This is a genomic window from Pseudomonas sp. TMW22089 (assembly GCF_022496645.1).
Lineage (GTDB): Bacteria > Pseudomonadota > Gammaproteobacteria > Pseudomonadales > Pseudomonadaceae > Aquipseudomonas > Aquipseudomonas paraversuta.
Genome location: NZ_SCFG01000003.1, coordinates 219,973 through 240,375 on the forward strand (window position 1 = coordinate 219,973; position 20,403 = coordinate 240,375).

A 20,403-nucleotide genomic window follows, 5' to 3' on the forward strand; every position below is an offset into this window, starting at 1 on the left:
CGTCAAGGCGCTCCGTCAGGTTTCGGGGTGCGGGCCAGGCAATACACGTCGACCCGCCGAGCCCCGGCTTTGAGCAGCAGGCGCGCCAGGCTTTCAGCGGTGGCGCCGGTGGTCAGTACGTCATCAATCAGCGCCAGGTGCAGGCCCTGGACCTGCGCTCCCGGGCTCAGGCCGAAGGCTTGCAACAGATTGCGCTTGCGGGCTTTGGCGTTCAGCGCCTGTTGCGTGGGGGTGTCCTGGGTGCGCAGTAACCAGTGTTCACGGCAGGGGATGTTCAACCGGGCACTGAGCCAGTGACTGAGCATGGCTGCCTGGTTATAGCCACGTTGGCGCAGGCGCTGAACGGACAGCGGAACCGGCAGCAAGAAGTCGGGTCGCTCTTGGCCGCAGTTGAAGCTATCAAGCAGGCATTGGCCGAGAAGTTCGGCCAACAGCCGGCCATAGGGCCATTTACTGTTGTGTTTGAAACCCACGATCAGGCTGTCGACCGGAAAGCCGTACGCCCAGGCCGCATGCACCTGCTCGAACGCAGGCGGTTGCTTGAGGCAGTCACCGCAGGTCAACCGGGCCGCCGGGAGTGGCAAGGCGCAGCGCAGGCAGCAATCACCCAGCCAAGGCAGCTCAGGCTCACAGGCACGGCAGATCGGTAAAACGCCCTTGAGCGCCTCATCGCACAATAAACAGTTCTGGTTATTAAATAGCCAGATGTCAACCAGTCTAATCCAATGTGGTTGACAGTTCATCTTGCATCCTTAAACATGCCGGGCATCCGTGCCGTGTCTGAAGCCCTTGCTTCAGGTTCAAGTCAAAGCATAAATCAAGAGAAACGCCGATGAGCGCCAGCACCCTTGCCAACTTGCGACATGATTGGTCCTTAGCCGAAGTTCGCGCATTGTTTGTTCAGCCATTCAATGATCTGTTATTCCAGGCACAGACCGTTCACCGCGCACATTTCGACGCCAATCGGGTGCAGGTTTCGACGCTGCTTTCGATCAAGACCGGGGCCTGCCCGGAAGATTGCAAATATTGTCCGCAGTCAGGCCATTACAACACCGGCCTGGCCAAAGAGAAGTTGATGCAGGTCCAGGCAGTGCTGGAAGAAGCGGCACGGGCCAAGTCGATCGGCGCCACCCGTTTTTGCATGGGTGCAGCCTGGAAACATCCTTCGGCCAAGGACATGCCCTACGTGCTGGAAATGGTCAAAGGGGTCAAGGCGCTGGGGCTGGAAACCTGCATGACCCTGGGCAAGCTCGACCAGGAGCAAACCAGCGCGCTGGCCCACGCCGGGCTCGATTACTACAACCACAACCTCGACACCTCGCCTGAGTTCTACACCAGCATCATCACCACCCGCACTTACAGCGAGCGCCTGCAAACCCTGAGTTACGTGCGTGATAGCGGGATGAAAATCTGCTCCGGCGGGATCCTGGGCATGGGCGAGTCGCTGGATGACCGGGCCAATCTGCTGATCCAGCTGGCCAACTTGCCCGGGCATCCGGAGTCGGTGCCGATCAACATGCTGGTGAAAGTGGCCGGTACGCCGATGGAAAACGCGGAAGATATCGACCCGTTTGATTTCATCCGCATGCTGGCGGTGGCGCGGATCATGATGCCGCAGAGCCATGTACGGCTATCGGCGGGGCGTGAAGCGATGAACGAGCAGATGCAGGCACTCGCGTTCTTTGCCGGGGCCAACTCGATTTTCTATGGCGATAAATTGCTGACCACGGCCAACCCCCAGGCCGATAAGGACATGCAGCTGTTCAGCCGCCTGGGCATCTTGCCCGAGGCCGGTGAGGACCACGCTGACGAAGTGCATCAGGCAGCCATTGAGCACGCGCTGATGGATCAGAAATCCAGCGAACAGTTTTATAACGCTGCGGTTTAAACCCGAGCCCCACCCTCTGTAGGAGCGAGCTGTTTCAGGTTGCTTAAAAGCTCGCGAGCAAGCTCGCTCCTACAGGGGGCAGCTCGCTCCTGCAGGTTGTGCGCCATCTGTTTTCGAGGCCAGCATGTCTTTTGATCTAAGCGCCCGCCTGGCCGCGCGTCGGGCCGACCACCTGTATCGCCAGCGCCCGTTGCTTGAGAGCCCGCAAGGGCCACAGGTAGTGGTCGACGGCCAGCCGTTACTGGCTTTTTGCAATAACGATTATCTCGGTCTGGCCAATCATCCCCAGGTCATCGAAGCCTGGCAGGCCGGGGCATCGCGCTGGGGCGTGGGCGGCGGGGCATCCCATCTGGTGATCGGCCACAGCACACCGCATCACGAACTGGAGGAGGCGCTGGCCGAGTTCACCGGTCGCCCGCGGGCGCTGTTGTTCAGTAATGGCTATATGGCCAATCTGGGCACGGTCACGGCATTGGTGGGGCAGGGCGATACGGTGCTGGAAGACCGTCTCAATCACGCTTCGCTGCTGGATGCCGGTTTGTTGAGCGGCGCGCGTTTTAATCGTTATCTGCATAACGATGCGCTCAGTCTGGCCGCGCGGCTGGAGAAGGCTTGCGGTAATACGCTGGTGGTGACTGATGGCGTGTTCAGCATGGACGGTGATCTGGCTGACCTGCCAGCCCTGGCCCGCCAGGCCAGAGCCAAAGGCGCATGGCTGATGGTCGATGATGCCCATGGTTTCGGCCCGTTAGGCGCCAATGGCGGCGGGATTGTCGAGCACTTCGGCCTGAGCGCGGACGATGTTCCGGTGCTGGTCGGCACCCTGGGCAAGGCATTTGGCACCAGCGGTGCGTTTGTGGCCGGCAGCGAAGAGTTGATCGAAAGCCTGATCCAGTTCGCCCGGCCTTACATCTACACCACCAGCCAGCCACCGGCGCTGGCCTGTGCCACGCTGAAAAGCCTCGAGCTGTTGTGCACCGAACACTGGCGCCGTGAACACCTCAAGCAATTGATTAGTCAGTTCCGCCGTGGTGCCGAGCAGATTGGCCTGCAACTGATGGACAGCTTTACTCCGATCCAGCCGATCATGATTGGCGACAGTGGCCGGGCGATTCGCCTGTCACAGATGCTGCGCACACGCGGATTGATGGTGACCGCGATTCGTCCGCCAACGGTGCCGGTAGGCAGTGCGCGATTGCGCGTGACGTTGTCGGCCGCTCACACAGAGGCGCAGGTGCAGCTATTGTTAAATGCACTCGCTGACTGTTGGCGCAAGCTGGAGCCCGACCATGCGTGACCGTTTGATTTTGCTGCCGGGCTGGGGCCTTGGGGTTTCACCGCTGGAGCCCCTGGCCGCAGCGTTGCGAGGCCTGGACGAGCACTTTCGGGTTGAAATCGAACCGCTGCCGGTGCTGGCGTCGACCACGTTGCAAGACTGGCTCGATGAGCTGGATGCAACACTGCCCGACAACGTCTGGCTGGGCGGCTGGTCGCTGGGCGGCATGCTTGCCACGGAGCTGGCCGCCCGCCGGGGTGAGCGTTGTTGCGGGCTGGTGACCCTGGCCAGCAACCCCAGCTTTGTCAGCCGTGACGACTGGACCAGTGGCATGCCGGCAGCTACCTTCGAGCTCTTTCTTGGCGGTTTTCGCGAAGCACCCAACACCACCCTGAAACGCTTTTGTCTGTTATGCAGCCAGGGCTCGGCCGAGCCTCGTGCATTGGCCAGCCAGCTGTTGGGCGGCGCGCCCAAAGCGCAGCCGGACATCCTGCTCGCAGGCCTGGAATTACTGGGCAAGCTCGATACGCGCAGTGCCTTGCAGGCGTTCAACGGTCCGCAATTGCATTTGTTCGCCGGGCTTGACGGCTTGGTGCCGGTACAGGCCGCAAGCGATGTGCTGGCGCTGTTACCAGATGTCGAAGTGGGTCTGATTGAACAGGCCTGTCATGCATTCCTGCTGGAAGCCCCACACGAATTGGCGGCGGCGATCCAGGGTTTTTTACATGAGTCGGGCGATGACTGATTTGAGTGTTGCAACCCACGCCAATCCCTTGCCGGACAAGCGTCAGGTGGCCGTTTCGTTTTCCCGGGCGGCAGCCAGCTACGACAGCGTGGCTGAACTGCAGCGTGCAGTAGGTCATGAACTGGCCAGCCGCTTACCGGCAGATCTCAAGCCTGAGCGGTGGCTGGATCTGGGCAGTGGCACGGGCTATTTCAGCCGGGTGCTGGGGCAGCGTTTTGCTCACAGTGAGGGGCTGGCGCTGGATATCGCCCAGGGCATGCTGGCGTTCGCCCGGCCCCAGGGCGGTGCCCAGCATTTTATTGCAGGGGATGCCGAAAGCCTGCCGCTGCAGTCCGGCAGTTGTGACTTGATTTTTTCCAGCCTGGCGTTGCAATGGTGTGCCGATTTCAATGCCGTGCTCAGCGAAGCCCGCCGGGTGCTCAAACCCGGAGGCGTGTTTGCCTTTGCCAGTTTGTGCGTGGGTACATTGCGCGAGTTGCGTGATAGCTGGCGGGCGGTGGATGGTCAGGTTCACGTCAATCGCTTCCGTGAATTCGAGACCTATCAACAGCTGTGCGCCGGTAGCGGCCTGGCTGTACTCGGCCTGCACAATCAGGCGCATGTGCTGCACTACCCGCAAGTGCGCCAGTTGACCCATGAGCTGAAGGCTCTAGGGGCGCATAATCTCAACCCCGGTCGCCCCGAAGGACTGACCGGCAGGGCACGGCTTCAGGGATTGGTGGGTGCCTACGAGCAGTTTCGTCAACCTGCGGGACTACCGGCAACCTATCAGGTGGTCTACGGGATTCTGGAGAAAGCGCGATGAGCCCTGGGTACTTCATTACTGGCACCGACACCGACGTTGGCAAAACCACGATCGCAGCAGGTTTGTTGTATGCCGCACGCGAGGCCGGATTGAGCACGGCGGCGGGCAAGCCGGTGGCTTCGGGCTGTGACAACACCCCTGAAGGTTTGCGTAACGCCGACGCGCTGGCACTGATGGCGGAGTGTTCAATCAAGCTCAGCTATGACGAGGTCAACCCCGTGGCATTCGAACCGGCCATCGCTCCGCACATTGCTGCGCGCGAAGTCGGGGTGGTGCTGACGGTGAAATCGTTGTTGTCGCCCATGCGCCAGATTCTGGCCCGGCAGGCGGATTTCACTCTGATTGAAGGCGCCGGAGGCTGGCGCGTGCCGCTGTCCGGGCAAGACAGTTTGTCGGATCTGGCCCAGGCACTGGATCTGCCGGTGATTCTGGTGGTGGGCGTACGCCTGGGTTGCATCAGCCACGCCCTGTTGACGGCCGAGGCGATTGCCCGGGATGGCCTGCAACTGGCCGGTTGGGTGGCCAACATCATTGGTCCGAAGACCTCCCGCCTTGAAGAAAACCTCGCCACCCTGGCCGAGCGTCTCCCGGCTCCCTGCCTGGGCCGTGTGCCAAAGCTCAAGAGCGCCTCGGCGCAGGCTGTGGCCGAGCATCTGCAGCTGGATTTGCTGGACTAAGCTCTGTTCCCCATGTGACTGCTCCCTTCAGGCGCTGGCTTGCCAGCGATCCTGGGGACGGGTGCGCCTGTGGCAATACGCTGAAGCGATGGCCGGCAAGCCGGCTCCCACAATTTGCTGCCGGGCCCGATATAAAAGGGTATCGATCATGCCCAAGACGAACGGCGGCATAGCGCTGCTTGACAATAAATGGGCGTAAACGTATGTTTCAAACAACTGTTTGACCGCTATAACAAATTCACGCGGTTGTTCATCCCCGGATTCATCAGCAGAGGTTTATCGCTATGCCTGACTACAAGGCCCCCTTGCGTGATATTCGCTTCGTTCGTGACGAACTGCTCGGTTACGAAGCGCATTATCAGAGCCTGCCGGCTTGCCAGGACGCTACTCCAGATATGGTTGACGCCATTCTTGAAGAAGGCGCCAAGTTTTGTGAGCAAGTGCTGGCACCGCTGAACCGCGTGGGTGACATCGAAGGCTGCACCTGGAGTGAATCCGGGGTTAAAACGCCTACCGGCTTTAAAGAAGCCTACAAACAATTCGTTGAAGGCGGCTGGCCTAGCCTGGCTCACGACGTAGAACACGGCGGCCAGGGCCTGCCGGAGTCTCTGGGTCTGGCAGTCAGCGAAATGGTGGGTGCGGCCAACTGGTCGTGGGGCATGTACCCGGGCCTGTCCCATGGTGCGATGAACACCATCTCTGAGCACGGTACTCCCGAGCAGCAGAATACCTACCTGAGCAAGCTGGTTACCGGCGAGTGGACCGGCACCATGTGCCTGACCGAGTCCCATTGCGGTACCGACCTGGGTCTGCTGCGGACCAAGGCTGAACCTCAGGCTGATGGTTCCTACAAAATCTCCGGGACCAAGATTTTCATCTCGGCCGGCGAACACGACATGGCCGACAACATCGTCCATATCGTTCTGGCGCGCCTGCCGGATGCACCGGCGGGTACCAAAGGTATTTCGCTGTTTATCGTGCCCAAGTTCAACGCTAACGCCGATGGCAGCCTCGGTGAGCGCAACGCGGTTTCCTGTGGCTCCCTTGAGCACAAAATGGGGATCCACGGTAACGCCACCTGTGTGATGAACTTCGACGGTGCAACAGGTTTCCTGATCGGCCCGCCGAACAAAGGCCTGAACTGCATGTTCACCTTTATGAACACGGCCCGTCTGGGCACTGCCCTGCAGGGTCTGTCCCACGCCGAGATCGGTTTCCAGGGCGGCCTGAAGTACGCTCGCGACCGCCTGCAAATGCGTTCGTTGACCGGGCCCAAGGCACCGGAAAAGGCTGCTGACCCGATCATCGTTCATCCGGATGTACGTCGCATGCTGTTGACCATGAAGGCATTCGCCGAAGGCAACCGTGCGATGGTTTACTTCACCGCCAAGCAAGTCGACATCGTGAAATACGGCGTTGATGAAGACGAGAAAAAGAAAGCCGATGCGTTGTTGGCGTTCATGACTCCAATCGCTAAAGCGTTCATGACTGAAGTCGGCTTTGAATCCGCCAACCATGGCGTACAAATCTATGGCGGCCACGGCTTTATCGCTGAATGGGGTATGGAGCAGAACGTTCGCGACAGCCGCATTTCGATGCTGTACGAAGGCACCACCGGTATCCAGGCACTCGATCTGCTGGGCCGTAAAGTGCTGATGACTCAAGGCGAAGCGCTCAAAGGCTTCACCAAGATCGTGCACAAGTTCTGCCAGTCCAATGAAGGTAACGAAGCCGTTCAGGAGTTCGTGACACCTTTGGCTGCACTGAACAAGGAATGGGGCGAGCTGACCATGAAGGTCGGTATGGCAGCCATGAAAGACCGCGAAGAAGTGGGTGCGGCCTCGGTCGACTACCTGATGTATTCCGGTTATGCCTGCCTGGCGTATTTCTGGGCTGACATGGCGCGTCTGGCGGCTGAAAAGCTGGCAGCGGGCACGTCCGAAGAAGCGTTCTATAAAGCCAAGTTGCAAACGGCACGTTTCTACTTCCAGCGCATCTTGCCGCGTACCCGTACCCACGTTGCCACCATGCTTTCGGGCGCAGGCAACCTGATGGACATGAAAGAAGAAGACTTCGACCTGGGCTACTAAGCCCGGCGAGTCATCTGAAAAAGCCGCTTCTCCCCAGGGGACGCGGCTTTTTTATTGTGCGCCATCCACATCCCCCCTTGTAGGAGCGAGCTTGCTCGCGAGCTTTTTATAAAAACGCCTCGCGAGCAAGCTCGCTCCTGCAGGGCATGACTTAAATATTATGTCTGGTCACAGCTTGACCCTATGTATCACTATCGTCGTTAAGCTAGACTGAGTGCCGGTTTCAATTGCCCTACGGGCTCCAACGTTTACAGATTACGAGGTTTGCCATGGCTGATTACAAAGCGCCCCTGCGCGATATGCGCTTCGTCCTCAATGAGGTTTTCGAGGTCGCCTCTCTTTGGGCGCAATTGCCTGCATTAGCAGAAACCGTCGATGTTGAAACTGTTGAAGCCATTCTTGAGGAGGCGGGCAAAGTAACTGCCAAAAGCATCGCGCCGTTGAGCCGCAGCGGCGACGAAGAAGGCTGCCACTGGAAAGACACCGTAGTCACTACGCCAGCCGGTTTCGTCGATGCCTACAGGACCTACGCTGAAGGCGGTTGGGTCGGCGTGGGCGGCGCCCCCGAGTTCGGCGGAATGGGCATGCCCAAGTCGGTATCGGCCCAGGTTGAAGAAATGATCAACTCCTCCAGCCTGGCTTTCGGCCTGTATCCCATGCTGACGGCCGGGGCCTGTGTATCGATCAACGCTCACGCCAGTGAAGAGTTGAAAGCCACTTACCTGCCCAATATGTATTCGGGGGTGTGGGCGGGCTCCATGTGCCTCACCGAGCCACATGCCGGTACCGATCTGGGGATTATTCGCACCAGGGCCGAGCCTCAGGCTGATGGTTCCTACAAAGTCAGTGGCACCAAGATTTTCATCACCGGTGGCGAGCACGACCTCACCGAAAACATTATCCATCTGGTCCTGGCCAAACTGCCGGATGCTCCGGCGGGGCCCAAAGGCATTTCGCTGTTTCTGGTGCCCAAGTTCATGGTGCATGCCGATGGCAGCCTGGGTGAGCGCAACCCGGTTACCTGTGGTTCCATCGAACACAAAATGGGAATTCAGGCTTCAGCCACTTGCGTCATGAACTTCGACGAAGCCGTGGGTTATCTGGTGGGCGAGCCCAACCGTGGATTGGCCGCGATGTTCACCATGATGAACTACGAGCGTCTGGGCGTCGGTATTCAGGGCCTGGCCTCGGGCGAACGCTCGTATCAGAACGCGGTGGAATACGCCCGCGACCGCCTGCAAGGGCGTGCTGCAACTGGCGCTCAGGCCAAGGACAAAGTGGCTGACCCGATCATCGTTCATGCTGACGTACGCCGCATGCTCCTGACCATGAAAGCCTGCAACGAAGGCGGACGTGCATTTTCCACCTATGTCGCCAATCAGCTGGATATTGCCAAGTTCAGCGAAGACCCGGCGGCGCGTGAACGGGCCGATGCCCTGGTGGCGTTACTGACCCCTGTGGCCAAGGCCTTTTTGACCGATCTGGGGCTGGAAACCACCGTGCATGGCCAGCAAGTGTTTGGCGGCCATGGCTATATTCGTGAGTGGGGTCAGGAGCAACTGGTGCGCGATGTGCGTATCACCCAGATCTACGAAGGCACTAACGGCATTCAGGCGCTGGACTTGATGGGCCGCAAGGTGGTTGGCAACCGCGGGGCTTACTACCGGATGTTTGCCGATGAAATCCGCCAGTTCATCGCAGCGCAATCCAGCGACTTGAGCGAGTTTACCCAGCCCCTGGCGGCCGCTCTGGACACCCTTGACCAGTTGACGGCCTGGGTTCTGGACCGCTCGCAAAATAATCCCGATGAAATCGGCGCGGCATCGGTCGAGTACCTGCAGGTTTTTGGTTACACGACCTATGCCTACATGTGGGCATTGATGGCCAAGGCTGCTTTGGGCAAAGAGTCCGAAGAAGCCTTTTATGTCAGCAAACTGGGCACTGCACGCTTCTACTTCGCGCGTTTGCTGCCACGTATTCACTCGCTGAGCGCCTCGATCAAAGCTGGTAGCGAGTCGCTTTACCTGCTGGATGAAGCGCACTTCTGAAATCATTTCAGAGCCATGTAAGCATTTGCTTACATGGCGTACTGCCATTCGCCCATATCGCCAGATTGGATCCATGGGTAATCTACTTATCAGGGACGTAGAGCAGGAAGCTCAAAGCAACAACAGGGACACGTAGGATTCTGCCAGGAAGGCGGAGTGAAAAGGATGTCAGGGAAACAGTCTGCAAAACCCCGCCTAGGCGGGGTTTTCTTTTTTGTGCGTCTGAATTTTGCTGGGCCCCGGCCGACAATAGATGTCCTGCGGGAGCCGGCCTGGCGGCGATGGCATCATCGTTTTTGTTCAGATGGCCGCCCTTGCTGCACCGCTGCAAGCCGGTTTGCACTACAACAGCGCTGCATCCTTGGGATGCCTCACGTCTTCCAGCAATGTGCGCAGTAATTCGAGCGTCGCTTGCTGGCGCTGCACATCGCGACACACCAACCCCACCTTCAGCGGCACCCGCGGTTCACTGAGGGGCTTCCAGAGCAGTACCTGATTTTCATGTTCCTGGCGCGAGCGCCCCGGCAGTACGGTCGCCAGCCTGGTATGGGGCAGGCTTTCGAGAATTCCGGCCATGGTGTTCAGCTCAGCCTGAACCTGTGGCCGACGGCCCAGGCTCGCGAGCTGGCTCTTCCAGATTTGCCGCACCTGAAACTCCTCCCCCAGCAGCAACATCGGCAGTTCGGCAGCCTGGGTCAGTGACACCTTCTTGAATTCGCGCAACGGATGGTCAGCCGGAATTACCAGTTGCAACTCGTCTTCGTACAGCAACATGCCGTTCAGCCCCGGCTGACGTGGCGGCAGATAGCTGATCCCGATGTCGAGGGAACCATTGAGCAGGCGCCGTTCAATCTCGATGCCGGTCAGTTCGTAGATTTGCACCACCAGATGCGGCTGGGCCTGACGCACGCGTTCGAGCATTTGCGGCACCAGGCTGGTATGCACGGTTTGCAGCACGCCGATGGCAATGGTGCGCAGGGCCTGGCCCTGGAAGTTGCTTAGAGCCTCTTTGGCCCGTTGCAGACCATCGAGTAGTGGCAAGGCGTGGTTGTACAAGGTATGCGCAGCGAGCGTCGGTAGTAGGCGTTTACTGCTGCGCTCAAAGAGGCTGACGTCAAGGTTGTGCTCCAGGTGGCGTATCTGTTGCGAGAGCGCCGGTTGCGAGATGGACAAACGCTCGGCAGCACGGCCCACATGGCCTTCTTCGTAGACCGCGACGAAATAACGCAGTTGCTTGAAATCCATAAGTAATGCTTATCGAAAATGCTTAAAAAACGAAATGGCTCAAAGGCCCGACGACGCCTAGTCTACCCCCATTCCACAAGGGCCGTAGAGCCTGAGAGCCAGAAGATTACTGATTTGAACGAGGTTTTTTGCATAGGAAAGGCAATAGGTTTTGCCGGTGGCGTTGTCACCCATGCACAAGACTCACGGTTGCAAATCGGATCTGCTTATGAGCACAAGGTCTGCCTGCATGAACCTGTTCAACCTGCGTCGCCCCCGATCCAGCCATCACCTGCTGGAGGCTGAGTCCGTTCCGTCAGTTCATGACAGCCGCCAGTCCCGGGCCTGCCTGATGCCCAGCGTGGAGCGCGCGGCTCAAGTCTTTGTGCGGGGCCAGGGGTCGTGGCTGTGGGACAGTGAAAGCCGTGCTTATCTGGACTTTTACCAGGGCGGTGCAGTCAATAGCCTGGGGCATAGCCCGGCCGTATTGATCAAGGCGATGGCAGACCAGGCGCAGGCACTGATCAATCCCGGGTCGGCCTTTTACAATCCGGGCATGTTGGGCCTGGCCGAGCGCTTGTGCGCAAGCACCGGCAGTGACCAGGTGCATTTTCTCAATACCGGAGCCGAGGCCAACGAGGGCGCGATCAAACTGGCGCGCAAGTGGGGCCAGTTGCATCGTGGCGGTGCCCACCGAGTTATTACCGCCACCCAAAGTTGCCACGGTCGCAGCTTTGGCGCGATGTCCGCCTCAGGCTGCGGCACCTTTGATAATCGCTTTGAACCGCAATTGCCGGGCTTTATCAACGTACCGTTCAACGACCTGCCGGCGCTGCACGCCGCCGTCGATGCGCAGACCGTGGCCATCATGCTGGAGCCGGTACAGAGCGATGCCGGTGTGATTCCGGCGACCGGGCATTACCTCAAGGGCGTCGAACGCCTGTGTCGCGAGTTGGGCATCTTGCTGATTCTGGATGAAGTCCAGACCGGTATGGGCCGCTGTGGCACCTTGCTGGCAGAACAGAACTACGGCGTACGTGCCGACATCGTAACCCTGGGCAAAGGCCTGGGCGGCGGCGTGCCATTGGCCGCGTTACTGGCGCGGGGCAAGGCCTGTTGCCTGGAACCGGGAGAGCTGGGTGGCACCCATCATGGCAATGCATTGATGACCGCTGCCGGTGGTGCGGTGCTTGAGACGCTGCTGGAAAAAGGTTTCTTGCAACAGGTGCGGGATACTGGTCACTACTTGCGCGAGGGGCTGGCCCGTCTGGCAAGCCGTTATGCCCAGGGCGAACTGCGTGGTCAGGGCATGTTCTGGGGGCTGACCCTGTCGGATGATTCGGCGCAGGCAGTGGTAAAGGCGGCGTTATACGAAGGTTTGCTGATCAGCGCTCCGCAGCCCGATTGTCTGCGCTTCACCCCTGCGCTGTGTGTCAGTAAAGGCAACATCGATGAGATGCTGCTGCGTCTGGCCCGGGCGTTTGCCCGGGTACGGACAGCACAATTGCAGTGCCGCAGAACCTAGAGCCATACAGAATTCAATGAACCGTCTCGCGGTGTACCGCGCGCCCTGTGCCAGTTTTGTTTGGCACGGGGCGTTTTTTTGTCCCGGATGAGTGCCGACTGAACCTTTTAATCACGTGCGCAGTCGATTAACTGTAGGGCTCGATTGGGCCCGCTATTAATTGGGAGCTGAACTCATGGACCTTATTAAAATCATTTTTGCGATCTTGCTCCCTCCACTTGGCGTGTTCATGCAAGTGGGATTTGCCGGCGCATTCTGGCTGAATATTCTGCTGACCTTGTGCGGATACATCCCTGGGATCGTGCACGCGGTGTGGATCATCGCCAAGCGCTAACCTGTGGCCGGAACTTCCTGATGCGCCGCTGACGTTGCAGGAGCGAGCAAGCTCGTTCCTGCAGGTGGTGTGCAGTCCAAGGGTTATCTGGCCAGCAACTCGCTATAAAACAACCATTCCTGTTCCAGTGCGTGTTCCTGGTTTTTGGCCTTGCGAAACCCGTGGTGTTCATCGGGATAGTAATGCGCCCGGGCCGGGATGCCGTTGTCTTGCAGCGCCTCGAGCATGTCCCGGGTCTGCTGCGGGACCACCACGGCGTCCAGCTCGCCCTGGAAGAAAATCACCGGCACGCGGATCTGGCTGGCGTGCAGTAACGGGGTGCGGGCCGCGTAGCGTTCGGCATCCCGTTGCGGGTCGCCGATCAGCCAGTCGAGGTAATCGCCCTCAAACTTGTGGGTGCTGCGCGCCAGGGCGACCGGATCGCTGACCCCGTACAGACTGGCGCCCGCGCGGAAGACATTGTGGAATGCCAGCGCGCACAAGGTGGTGTAGCCACCCGCGCTGCCGCCACGAATAAACGCGCGCTCGCCATCGATCAAGTCCTGTGCCGCGAGGTAGCTGACCACGGCGCAGGCGTCTTCAACATCCACTTCACCCCATTGCAGATGCAGGGCCTGGCGATATTCCCGGCCATAGCCACTGCTGCCGCGATAGTTCAGGTTAGCGACGGCAAAGCCGCGTTGGGTCCAGTACTGGATACGCGGGTCAAGCATCGGGTAGCAGGCCGATGTCGGGCCTCCGTGAACAAACACCAGCAATGGCGGTTTGGTTTCGCCGTGCATTGCCGGGTAGAAAAAGCCATGGGCTTCGCCGCCCCCGGACGGGTAGCGCAGGGTATGTGGCCGGCTGATTTGCCCGGGGGGGAGCGGCGCAATGCCACCGGCCAAAACGTTGATCTGTTTGTCGTGGCGGCGGATGGCAATGACGGCCGAGGGGCTGACCGGTGATGCGGCAATGCAATAGATGAACTCATCATCCAGCGCCAGGGAGCGAAAGCGGCTGTAGTCTGCGGTGTAATCTTCAAGATGGCCGTCAGGCGTATGGATGCCCAGGCGTCCGAAACCGGCCTCGGTCCAGCTGGCCAGATAGGCCTTGTCGCCCAGGGGCAGCCAGGTACTTGCGCCCAGTTGCCAGGGTGCCGGGGCGTGATCGGCGGCGGCACTTGGCGCAGGTATCAGGCCTTCGGCAAATTGTGCCCAGGGCTGCCAGAAGCCGGCGCGATCGGTAAGGCAATACAGGCGACTGTATTCGTCGAAGCGCGGCTGTTGCAGCGACTCTTCGCGCAGATCTCCGGCGATGCAGCGTGGGGTATTCCAGTGCCCATCGATGTTGCCTTCCGCCAGCATCAGGCGGGTCGACGTCCACGGCTGATGCGGCCGGCTCCATTCGATCCAGGCCAGGCGTTGACCGTCTGGGCTCAGGGCGGGCGCCGCGTAGAAATCGGCGCCTTCAGCCAGTACCCGGCGCTCAAGGGTCTTGAGGCTGATGCTCACCAGTCGATGGGTTTCGACATTTTCCTCGACGGCCAGTATGTGCCCGTCAGCGTATTGCACATCGCCATAGCGGCAAATGCCCCGGGTCAGGACCTGGGGGGCCTTGTCATCCAGGGTTTGCAGATACAGTTGCTGGTCGGATTCGTTGACGAACACCACCCCGTTATCGCTCAGGCAGAACGCGCCGCCGCCGTACTCGTAGACCCGGCTGCGAACACTGAAACCGTCGGGTGTCAGGCAATGTGCCTGGCCGTCGCGCCAGTGCCAGATGCGACAGGCCGCGTCGGTGGGGCGGTACTCATTCCAGAACAGCCCTTTTGGGCCGACCCGCAGCTCTGCGAAATCGACCCCGGCGGCTACGGCGAGTGCGGCACTGAAAGGTTCAGCCTTTTGCGATGAGACGTGAGTTTCGATCATTTCGGAACGCCAGTTGTTCGATGGTCTGGGTGGCGTGCTCGGCTTCTTCGCGCGCCTTGAGAATCAAGTCGTGTTGTGGCGATTTGCTGCAAACCGGGTCCGCATTGCTGGCATCGCCCGTGAGCATGAAGGCCTGACAACGACAACCGCCAAAGTCCTTTTCCTTCTCGTCGCACGAGCGGCAAGGCTCGGGCATCCAGTCATAGCCTCGAAAACGATTGAAGCCGAAGGAGTCATACCAGATGTGTTGCATGCTGTGGTCGCGTACGTTGGGGAACTCGACCGGCATCTGCCGTGCACCATGACACGGCAAGGCGGTGCCGTCAGGTGTCACGGTCAAAAAGATGCTGCCCCAGCCATTCATACAGGCCTTGGGTCGCTCTTCGTAATAGTCCGGGGTGACGAAAATCAGTTTGCAGGGATGGCCTTCGGCGGCCAGTTTGGCCCGGTATTCATTGGTGATGCGCTCCGCCCGCACCAGCTGTTCTTTGGTCGGCAGCAGTCCGACCCGGTTGAGCTGGGCCCAGCCGTAGAACTGGCAGGTGGCAAGCTCGACGAAGTCGGCCTCAAGGGCGATGCACAGCTCGATAATGCGATCGATCTTGTCGATATTGTGCCGATGGGTGACGAAGTTCAGCACCATCGGGTAGCCGTGGGCCTTCACGGCGCGGGCCATTTCAAGTTTTTGCGCGAAGGCTTTTTTCGAACCGGCCAGCAGGTTGTTCACCTGTTCGTCACTGGCCTGGAAACTGATCTGGATATGATCCAGGCCGGCCTTTTTGAAGTCGCTGATTTTCTGCTCGGTGAGGCCGATGCCGGAAGTGATCAGGTTGGTGTAGAAGCCCAGCTTGCGGGCTTCGGCGATCAGCTCGGCGAGGTCCTGACGCACCAGCGGTTCGCCCCCTGAAAAACCGAGCTGTGCGGCGCCCATTTCCCGGGCTTCACGGAACACCTTGAACCATTGCTCGGTGCTTAGCTCTTTGCCCTGCTGGGCGAAGTCCAGCGGGTTGGAGCAATAGGGGCATTGCAGCGGGCAGCGGTAGGTCAATTCGGCCAGCAGCCAGAGCGGCAGGCCGATTTCCGGTTTGGGCGGGATACGGCTGTCAGGCAAGTTCGATCCAGTGCTCTGCACGAGCGACCTCCATAAATTGCTCGATGTCTGCGCCGAGCTCGGGTACGCCGGGGAACTGTTGGTCCAGTTCACCAATAATGGCGGCTACGTCACGCTGGCCATCTATCAGGCCACCGATCAATGCCGCGCTGTCGTTGAGTTTGATCATGCCTTCGGGGTACAGCAGCACATGGCCTTTTTGCGCGGGCTCGTATTGAAAGCGATAGCCCTGGCGCCAGGTCGGGATTTTGCTGCGATCGAAGCTCATAGGGTGATTCCTTTGTGCCAGACCCGTTGGTCGGTCACGCTGTGATAGGGCGGGCGGTCCAGCTCGTAGGCCATGGTCATGGCATCGAGCATGCTCCAGAGAATGTCCAGTTTGAACTGCAGGATCTCCAGCATGCGTTGCTGACCCTGGTAAGTGGTGTAGTGCTGCAAGGTAATCGCCAGCCCATGCTCCACATCGCGCCGGGCCTGGCCCAGGCGGGTGCGGAAGTACTCGTAGCCGGCAGGATCGATCCAGGGGTAGTGCTGCGGCCAGCTGTCGAGCCGTGACTGGTGGATCTGCGGCGCGAACATCTCGGTCAGGGAGCTGCTGGCGGCTTCTTCCCAGCTGGCGCGGCGGGCGAAATTGACATAGGCATCCACGGCAAAGCGAACGCCGGGCAGGACCAGTTCCTGGGAGCGCAGTTGCTCCGGGTCCAGCCCTACTGCCTGGCCCAGCCGCAGCCAGGCTTCGATACCGCCGTCTTCGCCGGGGGCGCCGTCGTGGTCGAGCATGCGCTGAATCCACTCGCGGCGTACTTCCCGGTCGGGGCAGTTGGCCAGAATCGCGGCGTCCTTGAGCGGGATATTCACCTGATAGTAGAAGCGGTTGGCGACCCAGCCCTGAATCTGCTCGCGGGTCGCGTGGCCTTCGTACATCGCCACCTGATAAGGGTGATAGATGTGGTAGTAGGCGCCCTTGGCCCGCAGGGCGGCTTCGAATTCGGTGGTGCTGAGAGGGGCGTGGGTCATGGTGCCTCCAGAAAATACGTTTTTGCAGTCGCTGCCGCTGGCTGCGACTACAGGGTTTTGCGGGTCAGAGCTCGATACTCATGCCGTCAAAGGCCACTTCAACCCCCCGGCGGGCCAGTTCGGCACGTTCGGCAGAGTCTTCGTCGAGGATCGGGTTGGTGTTGTTAATGTGGATCAGGACTTTGCGCTGCCCGGGCAATTGCTCAAGCACTTCGAGCATGCCACCGGGGCCGTTTTGTGCCAGATGGCCCATTTCACGACCGGTACGGGTGCCGACGCCACGGCGCTGCATTTCGTCGTCGTCCCAAAGCGTGCCGTCCACCAGCAGGCAGTCGCTGCCGGCCATGATGTCCAGCAATGGCCCGTCGACCTTGCCCAGTCCCGGGGCGTAGAACAGTTTGCCGCCGGTGCGCAGGTCTTCGACGATCAAGCCGATGTTGTCGCCGGGGTGCGGGTCGAAGCGATGCGCAGAATAGGGCGGCGCAGCACTGCGCAAGGGCAGTGGACTAAAGCGCAGGTTCGGGCAGGCCGGGATGGTGAACGTGCCTTCAAGCTCGATGCGGTGCCAGTTGAGACCGCCGTTCCAGTGCTTGAGCATGGTGAATAACGGGAAGCCGGTGCTCAGGTCTTCATGAACCATGTCGGTGCACCACACGTCATGGGGGCAGCCTTCGCGCAGGCTCAGCAGGCCTGTGGTGTGGTCAATCTGGCTGTCCATCAGAACAATGGCGCTGATCCCCGTGTCACGCAGGGCGCGGCCTGGCTGCATGGGGGCAAAACTTTGCAGTTGCGCACGAATGTCGGGTGACGTGTTGCACAGAACCCAGTTCACGCCGTCATCGGAGATTGCAATCGAGGACTGGGTTCGGGCCTTGGCGTTCAGTGTGCCATCGCGAAAACCCGCACAGTTGACGCAGTTACAGTTCCACTGCGGGAAGCCGCCGCCAGCGGCGGAACCTAGAATCTGGACAAACATGGCATGCTCTCTTGCAATTCTGAAAATAAAAACGCCCCGGCGAACCGAGGCGTTGGGTTGCTCTGCTCAGCTCTGTTGTGCACAGAAGCAGCGCAGATCAACGGCTAGCGAAATACATGGTGACTTCGAAGCCAATACGCAGATCAGTGTAAGCAGGTTTTGTCCAAGCCATGAGGTAACTCCTTCAGCGGTAGTGGGTGGGGTCTCTAACGTTAGTCCGGCTCCCGAGGGAGTCGTTCCTGTGCTTAGGCGATCATGTTACTAAATCAGACCGTTCTTGAACGACCAATGTCGGAAAAAGCTCGTTACACAGATGGTAACGATCAGCTTCTCCCCTGATAAAACGTTTCAGTTGCAGTGTGTGTTGCGAGGCACAAGTAACCGATATCAGCCTGGGCAATGTGCTGTGCCGCTTTCAGTGTAGTGCCTGGTTCCAGCGCCAGAAGCGCGGCGTAGAGGGCCTCGAGGTAATCCGACGGGTGGCCTGCCAGTTTGGCTTGCCACAACAGCTCAGCGGCCTGGAGCGCGCCCAGGGCCTCGGTCGAGAATTGCCGTGCCAAGGCATCACGAGCCTGGGTGAAAGAAGTTTCATCCAGCGAGCTGACCAATTGCGGCAAATCGGCGAGAAAGGTCCGGATGTGCCCGAAGATTTCAGCCGTTGAGGCGTGGGGTGATTGCACGCCGAACAGCAGGCCGGTCTGGCCATTGATTTGGCGCAAACCACTGAACACCGCGTAGCCCAATTGCAGCTCGCCCCTTAGCCGCTGATAGAACGGGGTTTGGGCGATATGGGCCAGCAGGCGCCAGGCCGCTTCAGCGCCGAGATTGCCCACTGGCGCAGGACAAAATAGGAGCAGGGCCTGTTCGCTGGAATCGCAGGGTTCGGTGTGCCAGAAGTGCCGGTTTGCAGATTCGGGCTCCTGTCTGATCTGTGCATCCGGGGTGCCGGGAACTCTGGCCAGTGCCGCTGTGATCAGCGACTGGGTGGCGGCGGGCAAACCGACAGCCAGCCCGTCCCACTGTGCCGTGGCCCAGCACTGCTGCAGATCGCCGGCCACATAGTCGCTACCAGGCTGGCAGACCTCGGGCAGGCGCTTGAGCAATTGGCGAATGGGTATCAATGGCCTGGCAGGGGGGGCGTTAGTCAATGGCCCGGTCGAGGGCGTAGCCAGTGCGCGCAGAGCGTGTTCGAGAATGGCGGGCATGGGCATCTGAAAGCCCTGCAGTTTCAGCAGCCAGTCATTGCCGCAAGGGCTGAACGACAGTTCGACCCCGGCCGCGCGGGCATCTTGCTGCAGCGGGCGCAGGCTGTTTTCCAGGCCTGACAGCACGCCGTCTGCAGGTGTTGCGTGCAAGCGCCAGCGCAGGTAAATCGCTGCTTCGCCGTTATGGGCAGGCACCGCCGAACTGAAGTTCATCGCGGACATATCGCGACGGCTGCGCAAACGGTCCTGGGCAAAGGTGCGCAAGCCACGGTGAGCACTGGTTTGCCCGCGAATCAGGCCGGCACTGACCGGCTCTTTTGGTGCGCGCAAAAATGGATTGGCCGCCGGCAATTGCCAGGTGTACCGGCAGGTCGAGACCGGCACGGGCTGCATCTGCCCCAGTATGGCTTTAAGGGCCGCCACGGCTTGATCCGACAACGGCCCCTCAGCTTGCTCGCAGTCCAGGCGGGCCAATTCCATTGCGCCACAAACTTCCATCTGACGCTGTTGCAGTAAACGAAACTCCTCCCGCAGAGCGGGCCAGTCTTGTTGAGTGCTGAAGAACGCCAGCCAGTCGTAGAACATCTCGCTTATCTGTGTTGCGGTCTGAGTGATCTCGGCAGCTGCGCTGAACTCGATTTGCAACAGGGCCTGCCCCTTGAACTGATACAGCACCGCAGCTTTCAGGTTAGTGATCAGTTGCTGCTGGCATAGCCGGGCCACCAGGCCGTCGGGTTTATTGGCATTGATCCAGTGGCACAGAAAGTCCAGGGCCTGTCTGGAGGCGGGCGGCAGCTGCTCGAAGGCGAACATCAGGTTCAGGTGCTGGCCGTCGATGTGTTGATAGCCCGGCCCGGCATCAGTCATCAATCGGGGGGGCGCACTCTGTACAACGGTTTCTGCGCGTCGTAGTTCGGCGCAGCTGTGTTCAGCCAGTGCGGTCAGTTGATCTACGGATAGCGGCCCCGTCAGGCTGAGGCTCATTTGCCCGGTTTGATAGAACGCTTGGTAAAAGTCCTGCAGCGCCTGCTGAAAACTCTGGCGAGGTATTGGCAGGCTGTAACGGTTACCGGCATGGAAAGCCCTGAGCGGATGTGCCGGATTAAGGGGTTGCAGCAGTTTCAGCTGGTGCTGTGCCGAGGGCTCACGAGCCCAGGCGATAAATTCGGCATGCAGTACTTCGCGTTCGCGCAGTTGCTCATCCAGATTCATGCGCGGATGCGCGAGCATGTCGCACAACCGCTCAACACCGCCGGCAAAGGTATCGGCTGACAGCTCAAAGAAGAAGTCGGTGTGACGCTCGCTGGTTCTGGCATTCACTTGGCCGCCATGGCGTTGCACGTAGGCCATGAGGTTGTCTTGTGCCGGGAAGCGCTCCGTGCCGAGGAACAGCAAGTGCTCCAGAAAATGCGCGAGGCCGGGCCAGGCGGCGGGCACATCGTGACTGCCTGCGGCAACGCGCAATACGGCCGCGCAACGCTTGAGGCGCGGCTCATGGCGTACAGAAAGACTCAGACCGTTGTTCAGGGTCGAGCGTTGGGTGTGAGGGTGGTTCAGCGCAGGCATGGGCAC

General features: G+C 59.9%; 18 protein-coding genes. 9 read left to right on the forward strand and 9 right to left on the reverse strand.

From position 1 onward, the window contains the following. Positions 1-2: 2 nt before the first annotated feature. Positions 3-743 (reverse strand): ComF family protein, encoded by a 741-nt coding sequence (locus EQV90_RS05150; RefSeq protein WP_240877815.1) that lies wholly within the window; start codon positions 741-743, stop codon positions 3-5. A gap of 89 nt (positions 744-832) precedes the next feature. On the opposite strand from EQV90_RS05150, the gene bioB reads away from it, so the two are divergent. The 7 genes from bioB to EQV90_RS05185 all read left to right on the forward strand — a co-directional run bounded on the left by bioB (position 833) and on the right by EQV90_RS05185 (position 9,529). Next, entirely contained in the window at positions 833-1,888 is a 1,056-nt protein-coding gene (gene bioB, locus EQV90_RS05155) for a biotin synthase BioB (protein WP_004419470.1), read from the forward strand. 124 nt (positions 1,889-2,012) lie between these two features. Then, positions 2,013-3,185: an 8-amino-7-oxononanoate synthase gene (gene bioF / locus EQV90_RS05160; protein WP_240877816.1), complete on the forward strand. Its 1,173-nt coding sequence runs from the start codon at positions 2,013-2,015 to the stop codon at positions 3,183-3,185. After that, positions 3,178-3,909: an alpha/beta fold hydrolase gene (locus EQV90_RS05165; RefSeq protein ID WP_240877817.1), complete on the forward strand. Its 732-nt coding sequence runs from the start codon at positions 3,178-3,180 to the stop codon at positions 3,907-3,909. The genes bioF and EQV90_RS05165 overlap by 8 nt, the downstream gene beginning before the upstream one ends. Beyond that, entirely contained in the window at positions 3,902-4,714 is an 813-nt protein-coding gene (gene bioC, locus EQV90_RS05170) for a malonyl-ACP O-methyltransferase BioC (RefSeq protein WP_004419463.1), read from the forward strand. Before EQV90_RS05165 ends, bioC begins: the two co-directional genes overlap by 8 nt. Next, the gene (gene bioD / locus EQV90_RS05175; RefSeq protein ID WP_127196508.1) at positions 4,711-5,391 is read left to right on the forward strand and encodes a dethiobiotin synthase; all 681 of its coding nucleotides are present in this window, start codon (positions 4,711-4,713) and stop codon (positions 5,389-5,391) included. Before bioC ends, bioD begins: the two co-directional genes overlap by 4 nt. A 284-nt stretch (positions 5,392-5,675) precedes the next feature. After that, entirely contained in the window at positions 5,676-7,481 is a 1,806-nt protein-coding gene (locus tag EQV90_RS05180; protein WP_004419459.1) for a phenylacyl-CoA dehydrogenase, read from the forward strand. Between the two features lie 269 nt (positions 7,482-7,750). Continuing rightward, a complete protein-coding gene (locus EQV90_RS05185) occupies positions 7,751-9,529 on the forward strand; it encodes an acyl-CoA dehydrogenase C-terminal domain-containing protein (RefSeq protein ID WP_240877818.1) in 1,779 nt (592 codons plus the stop codon). 342 nt (positions 9,530-9,871) lie between these two features. On the opposite strand, the gene EQV90_RS05190 is transcribed toward EQV90_RS05185, so the two are convergent. After that, on the reverse strand, positions 9,872-10,774 hold the full coding sequence (locus EQV90_RS05190) for a LysR substrate-binding domain-containing protein (protein ID WP_004419455.1): 903 nt from the start codon (positions 10,772-10,774) through the stop codon (positions 9,872-9,874). Between the two features lie 229 nt (positions 10,775-11,003). Between EQV90_RS05190 and EQV90_RS05195 the strand changes: the two genes are divergently transcribed. After that, positions 11,004-12,278 carry an aminotransferase class III-fold pyridoxal phosphate-dependent enzyme gene (locus tag EQV90_RS05195; RefSeq protein ID WP_010656669.1) on the forward strand — a complete coding sequence of 425 codons (1,275 nt, stop codon included), beginning with the start codon at positions 11,004-11,006 and terminating at the stop codon, positions 12,276-12,278. 175 nt (positions 12,279-12,453) lie between these two features. Then, positions 12,454-12,612, forward strand: coding sequence for a YqaE/Pmp3 family membrane protein (locus EQV90_RS05200; protein ID WP_004419451.1), 159 nt, complete (start codon positions 12,454-12,456; stop codon positions 12,610-12,612). 83 nt (positions 12,613-12,695) lie between these two features. On the opposite strand, the gene EQV90_RS05205 is transcribed toward EQV90_RS05200, so the two are convergent. The 7 genes from EQV90_RS05205 to pqqF form a co-directional block, all read right to left on the reverse strand. Then, positions 12,696-14,522 carry a S9 family peptidase gene (locus tag EQV90_RS05205; RefSeq protein WP_240877819.1) on the reverse strand — a complete coding sequence of 609 codons (1,827 nt, stop codon included), beginning with the start codon at positions 14,520-14,522 and terminating at the stop codon, positions 12,696-12,698. Continuing rightward, complete coding sequence (gene pqqE, locus EQV90_RS05210; protein ID WP_029612684.1) at positions 14,488-15,654, reverse strand: pyrroloquinoline quinone biosynthesis protein PqqE; 1,167 nt, start codon at positions 15,652-15,654, stop codon at positions 14,488-14,490. Before pqqE ends, EQV90_RS05205 begins: the two co-directional genes overlap by 35 nt. Then, positions 15,626-15,901: a pyrroloquinoline quinone biosynthesis peptide chaperone PqqD gene (gene pqqD / locus EQV90_RS05215; RefSeq protein WP_004419445.1), complete on the reverse strand. Its 276-nt coding sequence runs from the start codon at positions 15,899-15,901 to the stop codon at positions 15,626-15,628. The genes pqqE and pqqD overlap by 29 nt, the downstream gene beginning before the upstream one ends. Further along, positions 15,898-16,650 (reverse strand): pyrroloquinoline-quinone synthase PqqC, encoded by a 753-nt coding sequence (pqqC, locus tag EQV90_RS05220; RefSeq protein ID WP_240877820.1) that lies wholly within the window; start codon positions 16,648-16,650, stop codon positions 15,898-15,900. Before pqqC ends, pqqD begins: the two co-directional genes overlap by 4 nt. Before the next feature lie 64 nt (positions 16,651-16,714). Further along, positions 16,715-17,626, reverse strand: coding sequence for a pyrroloquinoline quinone biosynthesis protein PqqB (gene pqqB / locus EQV90_RS05225; protein WP_004419441.1), 912 nt, complete (start codon positions 17,624-17,626; stop codon positions 16,715-16,717). 97 nt (positions 17,627-17,723) lie between these two features. Beyond that, positions 17,724-17,798 (reverse strand): pyrroloquinoline quinone precursor peptide PqqA, encoded by a 75-nt coding sequence (gene pqqA / locus EQV90_RS05230; RefSeq protein ID WP_003444522.1) that lies wholly within the window; start codon positions 17,796-17,798, stop codon positions 17,724-17,726. Between the two features lie 151 nt (positions 17,799-17,949). Further along, positions 17,950-20,397, reverse strand: a complete 2,448-nt coding sequence (gene pqqF, locus EQV90_RS05235; RefSeq protein WP_240877821.1) for a pyrroloquinoline quinone biosynthesis protein PqqF — start codon at positions 20,395-20,397, stop codon at positions 17,950-17,952. Between the last annotated feature and the right edge of the window lie 6 nt (positions 20,398-20,403).

Excerpts from the sequence above, each read along its gene's own strand:
- EQV90_RS05150 (WP_240877815.1), bottom strand. The coding sequence starts at position 743 with ATGAACTGTCAACCACATTGGATTAGACTGGTTGACATCTGGCTATTT.
- bioB (WP_004419470.1), top strand. The coding sequence starts at position 833 with ATGAGCGCCAGCACCCTTGCCAACTTGCGACATGATTGGTCCTTAGCC.
- bioF (WP_240877816.1), top strand. The coding sequence starts at position 2,013 with ATGTCTTTTGATCTAAGCGCCCGCCTGGCCGCGCGTCGGGCCGACCAC.
- EQV90_RS05165 (WP_240877817.1), top strand. The coding sequence starts at position 3,178 with ATGCGTGACCGTTTGATTTTGCTGCCGGGCTGGGGCCTTGGGGTTTCA.
- bioC (WP_004419463.1), top strand. The coding sequence starts at position 3,902 with ATGACTGATTTGAGTGTTGCAACCCACGCCAATCCCTTGCCGGACAAG.
- bioD (WP_127196508.1), top strand. The coding sequence starts at position 4,711 with ATGAGCCCTGGGTACTTCATTACTGGCACCGACACCGACGTTGGCAAA.
- EQV90_RS05180 (WP_004419459.1), top strand. The coding sequence starts at position 5,676 with ATGCCTGACTACAAGGCCCCCTTGCGTGATATTCGCTTCGTTCGTGAC.
- EQV90_RS05185 (WP_240877818.1), top strand. The coding sequence starts at position 7,751 with ATGGCTGATTACAAAGCGCCCCTGCGCGATATGCGCTTCGTCCTCAAT.
- EQV90_RS05190 (WP_004419455.1), bottom strand. The coding sequence starts at position 10,774 with ATGGATTTCAAGCAACTGCGTTATTTCGTCGCGGTCTACGAAGAAGGC.
- EQV90_RS05195 (WP_010656669.1), top strand. The coding sequence starts at position 11,004 with ATGAACCTGTTCAACCTGCGTCGCCCCCGATCCAGCCATCACCTGCTG.
- EQV90_RS05200 (WP_004419451.1), top strand. The coding sequence starts at position 12,454 with ATGGACCTTATTAAAATCATTTTTGCGATCTTGCTCCCTCCACTTGGC.
- EQV90_RS05205 (WP_240877819.1), bottom strand. The coding sequence starts at position 14,522 with ATGATCGAAACTCACGTCTCATCGCAAAAGGCTGAACCTTTCAGTGCC.
- pqqD (WP_004419445.1), bottom strand. The coding sequence starts at position 15,901 with ATGAGCTTCGATCGCAGCAAAATCCCGACCTGGCGCCAGGGCTATCGC.
- pqqC (WP_240877820.1), bottom strand. The coding sequence starts at position 16,650 with ATGACCCACGCCCCTCTCAGCACCACCGAATTCGAAGCCGCCCTGCGG.
- pqqB (WP_004419441.1), bottom strand. The coding sequence starts at position 17,626 with ATGTTTGTCCAGATTCTAGGTTCCGCCGCTGGCGGCGGCTTCCCGCAG.
- pqqF (WP_240877821.1), bottom strand. The coding sequence starts at position 20,397 with ATGCCTGCGCTGAACCACCCTCACACCCAACGCTCGACCCTGAACAAC.